Consider the following 12413-nt stretch of genomic DNA (forward strand, 5'->3'; position numbering starts at 1 on the left):
GATCAGCATGCTGCGCCGGAGTGGCCCGGCGCAACGGCCGAACAGTCCTTCCTGGTGGGCCGACAGTCCCTTCCCGGTGGGCTGCGGCGGACACGGTCAGCCCCGGCTGCTCCAGTACGACCAGAAGCGGGTGAGGACGAGCAGCGCGATCACCCCGTACCAGGCGACCAACAGCATCCAGTGCGTGTCCCGGACGATCTCCAGTACTCCCCGGGGCACGGGGATGAGCCCGCTGTCCAGGCTGTGCAGGACGAGGAACCAGAACAGAGCGATGGTGACGGTCCAGACGACAGCGCAGTAGGGGCAGATCTTGCCCAGCTCGTAGAGCGACTGTCCGATCAGCCAGTGGACGAACACGACCCCTGCCAGCGCCCCGGCGTCCAGCGCGAGCCACAGCCGACGGTGCAGGCGGGCACCGCAGAGCACGGCGGCGCCCAGTGCGGTCACGGCGGCGAAGGCACCCAGTCCGAGCAGCATGTTGGGGAAGCCGAACAGGTGGCCCTCGGGGCTGGACATGACACTGCCGCAACTCACGACCGGACTGAGGTTGCACGGTGGTTGATAGGAGGGGTCGCGAAGGAGCCGCCAGTCGTCCACGGTCAGCGCAAAGGAGGCGAGCCAGCCGACGATCCCGGTCAGGAGCATGACCATGCCCGTTCGGCGGCTCGCGCCCACGGCGTGCGCGCGCCGGGCGCTCGTGGCGTCCGGCGCGAGCGCGGGTCCGTGACTCATGCCGCTCGCCTGGGCCCGGAGGCCGACCGTGGCCGGCCACCCGCCGTCGGGGCTGCGGCCGGTGTGGCCCGCCGCCGGTAGACCAGATACGGCCGGGCCAGATAGCCGACCGGGGCGCTCCACACGTGGACGAGGCGGGTGAAGGGCCAGGCGGCGAAGAGCAGGCAGGCGCTGAGGGCGTGCAGTTGGAACAGCAGCGGTGCCCCGGCGATCGCCTCGGGGTGCGGATGGAGGGAGAAGATGCCGCGGAACCAGACGGACACGGTCTCGCGGTAGTCGTAGCCGCCGCCGAAGACGTTGTGCACGGCGGTGGCGCTGAAGCCCAGCAGGACCGTGACGGAAAGGAGCGGAAAGAGCACCTTGTCGCTGCGGTCGGTGGTGAGGCGGATCCGGCGGGCGAGCAGGCGACGGGCGCACAGCATGCCCAGGCCGGCAACCATGGCGACCCCGGCGACGGAGCCCAGCCCGACGGCCGTGGTGTGGTACGCGTGCTCGCTGATGCCGGCTGCTTCGGTCCAGGACGCGGGCACCGCCAGGCCCACCACGTGACCGGCGATCACGGCGAAGGCGCCCAGGTGGAACAGTGGGCTGCCCCAGCGCAGCCAGCGGTGTTCGAGCAGCTGGCTGGTGCGGGAGGTCCAGCCGAACTGGTCCTGCCGGTAGCGCCAGACGTGCCCGACCACGAACACGGCCAGGCAGATGTAGGGGAAGGCGACCCACAGCAGCAGATCGGCGCCGCTCGCCGGGGCGGCGGCCAAGGGGGACAGCGGGGCGTTCATCGGGGACTTTCCGTACGGTTGGTCGGGGCGGGTGGCGCACAGGTCGGCGGGGCTGGTGACGGCGGAACGAAGGTGCCCGGTGGGGCGAACTCGCCGTCCCCGTACGTCCCGTAGGGGTCGAGGCCGACGTCCTCGTTCGGCGGCCCCTCGGCCACGAGTCGGGCGACTGCCGCGCGGTCGGCCTGGGTGGGGGGTGGCAGCAGGGTGAGCAGCGTGGCCAGGACGTGCTGGTAGGGGGATTGGGCGTCGGTCAGGGCGTGGTGGATCAGTTCCAGTCCTCGCCGGTGCTGGCGCAGCGGTGCCTCGCCTCCTCCCGGGCCCGCCAGGGCGGCGAACTCCAGCACGACCGGGAGGTGGTCGGGCAGTTCTCCGCCGTCGGTGTCCCAGCCGACGGCCCGGTAGCGCTGGTTCAGAGTGAGCAGGGCCATGCCCCGGCGGCGGGTGTCGCCGTGCAGGTAGTAGGTGAGGTAGAGGCTGCTCTTGCGGCGCAGATCGAACATCTCGACGTAGTGCCGCTCCAGCTCCTCGGGGACCTGCGCGGCGAACCAGTCGGTGAACCGTGCCAGGTGCAGCGCCGCGGGCGTGGCCGGCAGGGCCTGCACCACGGTTGTCAACTCCGTCCTTGCTGCCGTCAATTCTGCGTCCGGGTACTGCAGGAAGAGCGACACGAGCCGCAGTATCAGCGCTCGGCCCGCCGTCTCCTCGGGCGTGAGCCGGGCCGGGCGGCGTACTGCCGCCCGGACGCGGGTGCGGACGAGGGCGGGAATCGTTGCGGGCAGCGGGCTCACGGACGTCCTCCGGCAGTGGTGTCGCGTCGCAGGGTGGGAATGCCGAGCATGACCTTGCGGGGCTCGGCGTCGCCCGAGGACTCGACCGGGCAGCGGTTCTCCATCGCGGTCAACGCGGCCGCGTCCTCCTTGTGCGCGGCCGGGACGACGTAGCGGTCCTTGTACTTGGCGACGGCCAGCAGCCGGTGCAGATCCTCCGCCTCACGGGCTGTCAGGCCGACGGCCTTCAGCACCGCCTCGTCGCCTTCCTCACCGAGGGTGCGCTCCCGCATGAACGAGCGCAGCGCGGTGAGCTTCATCAGCACACCGGCGACGACGTCGGCGTCCCCGGCGGTGAACAGCTCCGCCAGGTACTCCAGCGGGATGCGCAGCCGGGTGACAGCCGCGAACACGTGGTCGGGATCGTCCTGGTTACCGCCCGCCGCGTCGACGGCGTCGAGCACGGGGGACAGCGGCGGCACGTACCAGACCATCGGCATCGTCCGGTACTCCGGGTGCAGCGGCAGCGCCACCTTGTAGCGCATGACCAGGTCGTACACCGGCGAGCGCCGGGCGGCGTCCAGCCAGTCCTCGGGGATGCCGGAGGCGCGGCCGGCTGCGATCACCTCGGGATCGCGCGGGTCCAGGAAGACGCCCCGCTGGGCCTCCAGCAGGTCCTGCTCGTCGGGCGTAGCCGCGGCCTCGCCCACTTTGTCGGCGTCGTAGAGAAGCAGTCCGAGGTAGCGCAGCCGCCCCACGCAGGTCTCCGAGCAGACGGTGGGCTGGCCGGCCTCGATGCGCGGGAAGCAGAAGGTGCACTTCTCGGCCTTGCCGGTGGCGTGGTTGACGTACACCTTCTTGTACGGGCACGCCGTCACGCACATCCGCCAGCCGCGGCAGCGGTCCTGGTCGACCAGGACGATGCCGTCCTCGACCCGCTTGTACATCGCCCCGGACGGGCAGGCGGAGACGCAGGCCGGATTGAGGCAGTGCTCGCACAGGCGGGGAAGGTGGAAGAGGAAGGTCTGCTCGAACTCGAACTTGACCCTCGCGGCCCATTCCCCGGTGAGGTTGGGGTCGCCGCCGGCGTTCTCGGGGGCGCCGCCCAGGCCGTCCTCCCAGTTGGCGCCCCAGGTGATGGACGTGGGCTTGCCGGTCAGGACCGAGCGCGGGCGGGCGACGGGCATGTCCTTCTGGGCTGGGGCATTGACGAGGTTGTCGTAGTCGTAGGTGACCGGCTCGTAGTAGTCCTCGATCGCGGGCAGGTCGGGGTTGGAGAAGAGGGACAGGAGCCGCTTGAGGCGGCCTCCGGAGCGCAGGACGAGGCGTCCGCGCTTGTCCAGCATCCAGCCGCCCTTCCAGTGTTCCTGGTCTTCGTAGCGGCGGGGGTAGCCGACGCCGGGCTTGGTCTCGACGTTGTTGAACCAGGCGTACTCGACGCCGGTGCGGTTGGTCCACGTCTGCTTGCAGGTGACCGAGCAGGTGTGGCAGCCGATGCACTTGTCGAGGTTCATCACCATCGCGATCTGTGCCATGACGCGCATGTCAGTACTCCACTTGCTGGCTGCGGCGGCGGATGACGGTGACCTCGTCGCGCTGGTTGCCGGTCGGGCCGTAGTAGTTGAAGGCGTAGGTGAACTGGGCGTAGCCGCCGGCGAGATGGGTGGGCTTGAGCAGCAGCCTCGTCAGGGAGTTGTGGATGCCGCCGCGCTTGCCACCGACCTCGGTCTTGGGGACGTTCACGTTGCGGTCCTGCGCGTGGTACATGTACACCGTGCCCTCCGGCATGCGGTGCGTGACCACGGCCCGGGCGGCGACGACGCCGTTGCGGTTGTACGCCTCGATCCACTCGTTGTCCTTCACGCCGATCTTCTCGGCGTCGGCGGTGGACATCCAGATCGTGGGTCCGCCGCGGGACAGGTCGAGCATGTACTTGTTGTCCTGGTAGTTCGAGTGGATGGACCACTTCGAGTGCGGCGTCAGATAGCGGACCGTGACCTCCGCCCGGCCGTCCTCACGCAGATGCTCGTCGCCGTAGTGCCGGGGCGTGTTCAACGGGGGCCGGTACACCGGGAGTTGTTCGCCGAGTTCGGCCATCCAGTCGTGCTGGACGAAGAAGTGCTGCCGGCCGGTGAGGGTGTGCCAGGGCTTGTTGTGCTCGGTGTTGATGACGAACGGTGAGTAGCGACGCCCGCCCGTCTCCGAGCCCGACCACTCGTAGGAGGTGATGACCGACCGGGGCTGGGTACGGGTGTCGGCGAAGGTGATCCGTTCCGCCTCCCGTTCGGAGGCGAGTTCCACCAGCCCCTCGCTGCCGGTCTGCCGCTCGAGCTCCTTGAACCCCTCGGTGGCCAGGCGTCCGTTGGTGGTGCCGGACAGGGCGAGGATCGCCTCGCACATGTCGGACGCGGTGGCCAGCGACGGACGGCCGGCGGCCACCCCGTCGCGGACGGTGCCGCACCGATGGCGCAGCTCGTCGATCTCCCGGTCCGGGTGGACGGTGACGCCCTTGGTGGTGGTGCCGAGAGTGTCGAGCAGCGGACCGACCGCGCGCATCTTCTGCGCGACGGCGGCGTAGTCCCGCTCGATGGTGACGAGCTTGGGCATGGTCCGCCCCGGGATCGGTTCGCACTCCCCGGCCTTCCAGTCCCGTACGACACCGCCGGGCTGGGCGAGCTCGTCGGGAGTGTCGTGCTGGAGCGGGACGGCCAGTACGTCCGTGCGGGTGCCCAGGTACTCGGCGGCCAGGTCGCTGAACTTGTCGGCGATGGTCAGGAACGTGTCGTAGTCGGTGCGGGCCTGCCAGGGCGGGGCGATGGCCGGGGTGAAGGCGTGCACGAAGGGGTGCATGTCCGTGCTGGACAGGTCGTCCTTCTCGTACCAGGTGGCGGCCGGCAGGACGACGTCGGAGAGCAGGCCGGTGGAGGTCATCCGGAAGTCCACCGTGACGAGCAGGTCGAGCTTGCCCTCAGGGGCCTCCTCATGCCAGACGACCTCCTCCGGGCGCCCTTCGGGCGGGGTCTCCTGGGAGCGGACGGCGGCGTCGGTGCCGAGCAGGTGGCGCAGGAAGTACTCGTTGCCCTTCCCGGAGGAGCCGAGCAGGTTCGCCCGCCACACGGTCAGCACGCGGGGGAAGTTGGCCGGGTCGTCGGGGTCCTCGGCTGCGAACTTCAGCCGGTCCGCCTTGAGTTCGTCGACGATGTGCTCGGCGACCGGACGTCCCTGGGCTGCCGCCTCGTCGGTCAGGTCGAGTGGGTTGCGGTCGAAGCCGGGGTGGCCGGGTGTCCAGCCGAGCCGCACCGCCTGGGCGAGGGAGTCCGCGAACGCCTTGCCCTTGAAACGGCCCTCACCGAGCGGCGAGGCCAGTTCGTCGGGCCCGAACGCCTCGTAGCGCCACTGGTCGGTGTTCAGGTACCAGTAGGAGGTGCCGGTCATGTGCCGGGTGGGCCGCTGCCAGTCGAAGGCGAACGCCAGGTGCTGGAAGCCGGTCAGGGGGCGGACCTTCTCCTGCCCTACGTAGTGGGCCCAGCCGCCGCCGTTGACGCCCTGGCAGCCGGTCATCGTGGTCAGCGCGAGGAAGGCGCGGTAGATGGTGTCGGAGTGGAACCAGTGGTTGGTGCCCGCCCCCATCGCGATCATCGACCGTCCTTGGGTGCGTTCGGCGTTGCGGGCGAACTCCCGGGCGATCCGGGCCGCCTGCTCCGCCGGGACGGAGGTGATGGTCTCCTGCCAGGCCGGCGTGTACGGCTCGCTCGCGTCCTCGTAGGACGTCGGCCAGTTGCCCGGCAGGCCAGGCCGCCGCACCCCGTACTGGGCGAGCATGAGGTCGAAGACCGTGGTGACCAGGCGCCCGCCGATCCTGCGGACCGGCACCCCGCGCACCATCACCGAGCCGCCCTCCGTGGGCCCCTCGTCGAAGCGGGGCAGCGCGACCTCGGCCGTCTCCTCCGCGCTGTCGAGCAGGCTCAGTTCGGGCACCGTGTCGCCGAGGCCGAGGTTCCAGCGGCCTGGCTCGCCCTTGCCCCAGCGGAAGCCGAGCGAGCCGTTCGGCACGACCGGTTCGCCGGTGGCCGCGTCGAGGAGAACCGTCTTGGACTCCGCGTGTTCCGTGTCGTGTCCGAGATCGGCGGCGGTCAGGAATCCGTCCGGGACCAGGCCGCCCTCGGTGTGCTCGCGCAGGGTCACCAGGAACGGCGCGTCGGTGTACTTGTGCAGGTAGTCGTGGAAGTAGGGCACTTCGCGGTCGATGAGGAACTCGCGCAGGATCACGTGGCCCATGGCCATGGCCAGCGCCCCGTCGGTGCCGGGGTGCGGGGCGAGCCACTCGTCCGAGTGTTTGACGTTGTCGGCGTAGTCGGGACTGACCGCGACGACCTTGGTGCCGTTGTAGCGGGTCTCGGTGAGGAAGTGGGCGTCCGGCGTGCGGGTGACAGGGATGTTGGAGCCCCACATGATGAGATAGCCGGCGTTCCACCAGTCGGCCGCCTCGGGGACGTCGGTCTGGTCGCCGAAGACCTGCGGGGAGGCGATCGGCAGGTCGGCGTACCAGTCGTAGAACGACAGCAGGGTGCCACCGATCAGCGACATGAACCGGGAGCCGGCGGCGAAGGACGCCATCGACATCGCCGGGATCGGGGAGAAGCCGACGACGCGGTCCGGGCCGTATGCCTTGATGGTGTGCACGTGGGCGGCGGCGACCAGCTCGGTCACCTCGTCCCAGTCGGCGCGCACCAGGCCGCCCTTGCCGCGGGCCCGCTTGTAGGCGCGGGCCTTCGCCGGGTCGCCGGTGATCTCGGCCCAGGCCGCGACCGGGTCGCCGAGACGCTTGCGGGCCTCGCGCCACAGCTTCAGCAGGGTGCCGCGCACGTAGGGGTGACGGACCCGGCTGGGCGAGTAGGTGTACCAGGAGAACGACGCACCGCGCGGGCAGCCGCGCGGCTCGTACTCGGGGCAGTCCGCACCGATCGACGGGTAGTCGGTGGCCTGGTGCTCCCAGGTGATGATCCCGTCCTTGACGTACACCATCCACGAGCAGGAACCGGTGCAGTTCACACCGTGCGTGGAGCGCACCACCTTGTCGTGGGCCCAGCGGTCGCGGTAGAACCCCTCCCACTTGCCGTTGTTCTCGCCGAACACGGCGCGCCCGTCGGCCGACACTTCACGGCGGGTGAGCAGCCTGCGGGCGGCCAGCGGCCAGCCTTCACCAGCGCTCGAAGCCTGAGGCCGTGCGTTCTGATCGTTCTCCATGGCTGGGAACGCTAGGCGGTCCGAGCCCAGGTGCACGTGGGGCTCGAGGTCCCGGCCGGGTGGCCTTCCGGCCCAGTCCGGGCGAGTGCAATGGGGCCCAATGGTCCCGGCCTCGGGGCCTGGTCGGCAGGGGAGCCGGGTATGCCCGGAGTTGCGTCCTGGGCATCGATCGAACCGCAGATGCCCATCCGTCCGTACGACCGCATCTCGTGCCGGACAGCGGCCATTGCCCTGTCCCTGGCCGCCTCGGACGCAGCGTGTACGGCGGGAGGAAGGACGCCTCGGCGTCGTCGCGGGACAGCCCCCCAGGTCGTCTGTGAGAGGTCGTTGGTGCGCAGGAGAAGCAGTCGGCGCGCTCTTCGGCTTCTCACTTGTGGGGGACGACGACCAGCGGGCAGCCGGCGTGGTGGATGGCGGCACGGGTGACGGGGCCGATGCGGGGGAGTGCCGGTCGATCGGCCAGGCGGCGGCCGACGACGAGCAGGCTCGCGGCGGAGGCGGCCCGGACCAGCGCGGGGGAGGCCTTGCCCTCCACAACGGTCTCCAGGACCTCGGTCTCCGGGTACTTCTCGCGCCACACGTTCAGGACGGCCGACAGGAACTGCTGCCACTCCCCGGCCCGCTCGGGACCGTTGACCAGACCGATCTCGCCGGGGCCGAGACCGATCGCGGACGGCGGCTGCCAGGCATGCACGACACGTAGCCTGGCGTGCCGTCGCCGGGCAGCCTCGAACGCGAACGCGATCACCTCGTCGCAGGCATCGGCGAGGTCGATGCCGAGGACCACGTCGCGGTAGCCGGTCCGAGTGAACGGACTGCCGTCCTCCGCCGGGACGTGCTCGTCCTCGGCCTCCTCCCCTGTGCGTACGAGAACGACGGGACGCGTGGCCTTCGCGACCACCCCGAGGGCGACCGAGCCGACCAGGAGCCCGGTGAGGCCGCTCAGACCACGTGAGCCCAGCACCAGCAGCTCCGCTTGCGCGGCGGCCTTCAGCAAGGCTGCGGTCGCCGGACCCTCGACCTGCTCGTCGGTGACGCGTACATCAGGGGCGGCGGCGCGGATGCGCTCCTCCGCCTGCCGCAGGACGCGGCGCGCCAGATGCCGCTGCGCGGCGTTCGCCGGCTCGCCGTCCTTCTGGCGGGGATGCCAGTTCCAGGCGTGCACCAGTCGCAACGGGCGGTCACGACGCACGGCCTCGCGGGCCGCCCACTCGGCAGCGGCAAGGCTCTCGGCGGATCCGTCCACTGCGGCGATGACGGGCGAAAGCATGGTGCGCACCTCCTGCTCCTCGGTCTGCTCGTCACTGCCGGCGTCTTCCCGCCGACACGTGATGAACATGGGTCTCGACGGCCTCTCGGTCGCGGGCCGTGTCGATGCCGTCGAGGTCGGGGACGCTGCCCGTGGGCCGGGCGAGCCCGTTACTTGCATGGTGTGCCGGGACGCGAGGCGCCGCTTGGGCCTCACGACCCTCATTCCCCGGGCTTTCGGGACCGCCCGGCCCAGGCCGCACGACAGACGTGTGGTCTTGGCCCGGTGAACTTCCCCGTGGCGGTATGAACGTGCGGTGGGCAAGGGCGCCGGGATCGACCACCGGACCGGCGTCGGGTACGGCTCAACACGACAAGTCGGTCGCGTTCGCCGGCCGCCGGGGCGCGGCGTGTCCGCCCTCGAACCTGTCGGTGGGAGGCGGCACGACGCGCCGCGTACCGCCGTCACCCACGCGTGAGGTCCGGCCGGATCAGCGTGCCCGACGTTCCGTGGACGATCTCGTAGGCCGCGTCCAGGGCACCGATCGCGGCCAGGCCTCCGGTGCGTTCGACGAACCGGGCCGCCGCCTCGGCTTTGGGACCCATGGAGCCGTCCGGGAAGCCGCCGCGTCGCAGTTCGTCGGGGGTCGCGTCGAGGACGGGCCGCTGTTCGGGTGTGCCGTACCCCTCGTACACGTTGGGTACGTCGGTCAGGATGAGCAGGAAGTCGGCCTTCAGATCCTCGGCGAGCAGGGCGGCGGTGAGGTCCTTGTCGATGACGGCCTCCACCCCGGTCAGTGCCCCGGTGTCGCGGTCGGCGGTCACGGGGACGCCCCCGCCGCCGGCGCAGACCACGAGCGTGCCGTCGTTGAGGAGGTCGTGGATGGTGTCGGTCTCCACGATGCGTTCGGGAACCGGGGAGGGCACGACCCGGCGCCAGCCGCCCGTGTCCTGAGCGATGTGCCAGCCGCGCGCGCGGGCGAGGGACTTCGCCACATCCTTGGGGTAGACCTGGCCGACGAACTTCGTGGGCCGTTCGAAGGCCGGATCGTCGGCCCGCACCATGGTGTGGGTGACGAGGGTGGCGATCCGGCGCCCAGGCAGGGCGTCGTGCATCGTGCAGGCCAGCAGAGAGCCGATCATGCCCTGTGTCTGCGCGCCGAGCAGATGCAGCGGGTACGGGGCGCTGAGTGCGGGGTCGGCCGCGCTCTCCACCGCGAGCAGGCCGATCTGCGGGCCGTTGCCGTGGGTGACGACGAGCTCGTTGTCGTGGGCGAGGGCGGCCAGTGCGGTGGCGGCCCGGTCGATGTTCGCCTGCTGGATGTCCGCGTCGGGGCGTTCGCCGCGGTGCAGCAGGGCGTTGCCGCCGAGGGCGACGACGATACGCATGGTTCAGTCCTCCAGGGTGGCCACGAGCACGGCCTTGATGGTGTGCAGCCGGTTCTCCGCCTGGTCGAACACGATCGACGCGGGCGAGGAGAAGACCTCGTCGGTGACTTCGAGGCCGTTCAGGCCGTAGGCCTCGAACAGCTCCTGTCCGAGCCGGGTGCGGTGGTCGTGCAGGGCCGGCAGGCAGTGCATGAACTTCGCGTCCTCGTTGCCGGTGAGGGCGAGCGTCTTGGCGTCGACCTGGTACGGAAGAAGCAGTTCGATCCGTTCGCGCCAGGTCTCGGCGCGCTCGCCCATGGAGACCCAGACGTCGGTGTGCAGGAAGTCGGCGCCGCGTACGGCGGTCTCGACATCCTCCGTGAGAGTGATGCGGGCACCGCTGCGGTCCGCGAGAGCGCGGCAGGTCACCACCAGCTCCGGCTCCGGCCACAGCGCCTGCGGCGCGGCGATCCGGACGTCCATTCCGAGGAGCGCCCCCATGGCCAGCAGGGAGTTGCCCATGTTGTTGCGGGCGTCACCCAGGTAGCAGTAGGCGATGTCGGACAGCGGCTTGGGGCTGTGTTCCCGCATCGTGAGCATGTCGCACAGGCTCTGGGTGGGGTGTGCGGTGTCGGTCAGCCCGTTGTAGACGGGGACGCCGGAGTGGGCGGCGAGGTCGTTGACGATCTGTTGCGCGGAGCCGCGGTACTCGATGGCGTCGAACATGCGGCCCAGCACCCGGGCGGTGTCGGTGATCGATTCCTTGGTGCCCACGTGGGTGTCGCCGGGGCCGAGGTACGTGGTGTGGGCGCCCTGGTCGGCGGCGGCGACCTCGAAGGCGCAGCGGGTGCGGGTCGAGGTCTTCTCGAAGATCAGGGCGAGGTTCCGGCCGGTGAGCCGGGGCTGTTCGGTGCCTGCGTGCTTGGCCGCCTTCAGCTCGGCGGCGAGGGTGAGCAGGTGGTGGATCTCGGCGGCGGTGAAGTCGAGTTCGCTCAGGTAGGAACGGCCTCGCAGGTCGACGGTCATGGTGTGGCTCTCCTTGCCGGGTCAGGCGGCCGGGTCGCGTTCGATGGGGCAGCTCATGCAGCGGGGGCCGCCGCGACCGCGGCCGAGTTCGGCGCCGGCGATGGTGACGATCTCGATGCCCTGCTTGCGCAGGTAGGTGTTGGTGGTGACGTTGCGCTCGTAGCCGACGACGACGCCTGGGGCGAGGGCGAGGAAGTTGCTGCCGTCGTCCCACTGCTCGCGCTCGGCGCCCAGGATGTCCTGCGGCGCGGAGAGCATGCGGACCTTGTCCAGGGCGAGGGCCTCGGCGAGGGCGGTGGCCAGGTCGGAGTTCGGGGTGACGTCGAAGCCGGTCCGACGGCTGTCGCTGGGGGTCAGGCTCCAGGAACGCAGGGAGTCCGCGAGGCCGGGGTAGATGACGAAGGTGTCCCGGTCGACCATGGTCAGCACCGTGTCCAGGTGCATGTAGGCGCGGGCGGCGGGCAGTTGGACCGCGATCACACGACTGGCCGTGCCGGTGGCGAACAGCCGGGCGGTCAGGTTCTCCACAGCCTGGGCAGTAGTGCGCTCACCCATGCCGATCATGACTGCGCCGTTGCCGAGGACGTGGACGTCGCCGCCCTCGAGTGTGCCCGCCAGGCCGTCGAGGATCGGCGCGGGCGCCCGGCCGGCGAACATCGGGTGGAAGCGGTAGATGACCTCGGCGTGCAGGCTCTCGCGGCGCCGCGCGGTCCTGGCCATCGGGTTGACCGACAACTGGTCGTACATCCAGCAGGAGTTGTCGCGAGGGAAGAGGTGGTTGGGCAGCGGGGCGAGAGCGAAGTCGTCGGCGTCGAGCGTGTTCCAGACCAGGCTGTGCGGGGTGGCGAGCGGTAGGTCGCTCTTGAGCAGCCCGCCGATGAGGTAGCCGGCAAGAGTCTCCCCGTCCAACTCGGCGCACAGCTCGCGCACCGGGTCGATCAGGGCCGGCCCGACGGTGGCCGGGGTGACGACCCCATCCAGCAGGCGGTCGCGGGCCTGCGGGATGTCGAGGGTCTGGGCCAGCAGGTCGGCGAAGTAGTGGACGTGGGCGCCGTGGTCGCGCAGGACCTGGGCGAAGGCGTCGTGTTCCTCGCGGGCGCGCTTGGCCCACAGGATGTCGTCGAAGAGCAGGGCGTCGACGTTGCGCGGGGTGAGGCGGGAGAGTTCGAGGCCGGGGCGGTGCAGGATCACCTGGCGCAGACGCCCGACTTCCGAGTCGACGTGGAAGGTGTTCATGGTGGGTGTT

9 protein-coding genes are annotated in these 12413 nt (G+C 70.6%); all 9 read right to left on the minus strand.

The features are described from left to right. Positions 1–96: 96 nt before the first annotated feature. The 9 genes from ACZ4IF_RS22335 to ACZ4IF_RS22375 all read right to left on the minus strand — a co-directional run bounded on the left by ACZ4IF_RS22335 (position 97) and on the right by ACZ4IF_RS22375 (position 12403). Positions 97–732, minus strand: coding sequence for a vitamin K epoxide reductase family protein (locus ACZ4IF_RS22335; protein WP_467565267.1), 636 nt, complete (start codon positions 730–732; stop codon positions 97–99). Continuing rightward, positions 729–1511: a respiratory nitrate reductase subunit gamma gene (gene narI / locus ACZ4IF_RS22340; RefSeq protein WP_467565269.1), complete on the minus strand. Its 783-nt coding sequence runs from the start codon at positions 1509–1511 to the stop codon at positions 729–731. Before narI ends, ACZ4IF_RS22335 begins: the two co-directional genes overlap by 4 nt. Continuing rightward, the gene (narJ, locus tag ACZ4IF_RS22345; RefSeq protein ID WP_467565271.1) at positions 1508–2299 is read right to left on the minus strand and encodes a nitrate reductase molybdenum cofactor assembly chaperone; all 792 of its coding nucleotides are present in this window, start codon (positions 2297–2299) and stop codon (positions 1508–1510) included. Before narJ ends, narI begins: the two co-directional genes overlap by 4 nt. Further along, entirely contained in the window at positions 2296–3822 is a 1527-nt protein-coding gene (narH, locus tag ACZ4IF_RS22350) for a nitrate reductase subunit beta (protein ID WP_467565273.1), read from the minus strand. The genes narJ and narH overlap by 4 nt, the downstream gene beginning before the upstream one ends. 1 nt (position 3823) lies before the next feature. Then, positions 3824–7525 carry a nitrate reductase subunit alpha gene (locus ACZ4IF_RS22355; protein ID WP_467565275.1) on the minus strand — a complete coding sequence of 1234 codons (3702 nt, stop codon included), beginning with the start codon at positions 7523–7525 and terminating at the stop codon, positions 3824–3826. Positions 7526–7892: 367 nt separating this feature from the next. Beyond that, positions 7893–8795, minus strand: coding sequence for a universal stress protein (locus ACZ4IF_RS22360; RefSeq protein ID WP_467565346.1), 903 nt, complete (start codon positions 8793–8795; stop codon positions 7893–7895). Positions 8796–9238: 443 nt separating this feature from the next. Beyond that, entirely contained in the window at positions 9239–10162 is a 924-nt protein-coding gene (locus ACZ4IF_RS22365; protein WP_467565277.1) for a carbamate kinase, read from the minus strand. Between the two features lie 3 nt (positions 10163–10165). Continuing rightward, entirely contained in the window at positions 10166–11167 is a 1002-nt protein-coding gene (gene argF, locus ACZ4IF_RS22370) for an ornithine carbamoyltransferase (RefSeq protein ID WP_467565279.1), read from the minus strand. A 21-nt stretch (positions 11168–11188) separates the two neighbouring features. Continuing rightward, complete coding sequence (locus ACZ4IF_RS22375) at positions 11189–12403, minus strand: arginine deiminase (RefSeq protein ID WP_467565281.1); 1215 nt, start codon at positions 12401–12403, stop codon at positions 11189–11191. Positions 12404–12413 lie beyond the last annotated feature (10 nt).

The sequence above is a fragment of the Streptomyces sp. NPDC025784 genome (genome assembly GCF_055558435.1).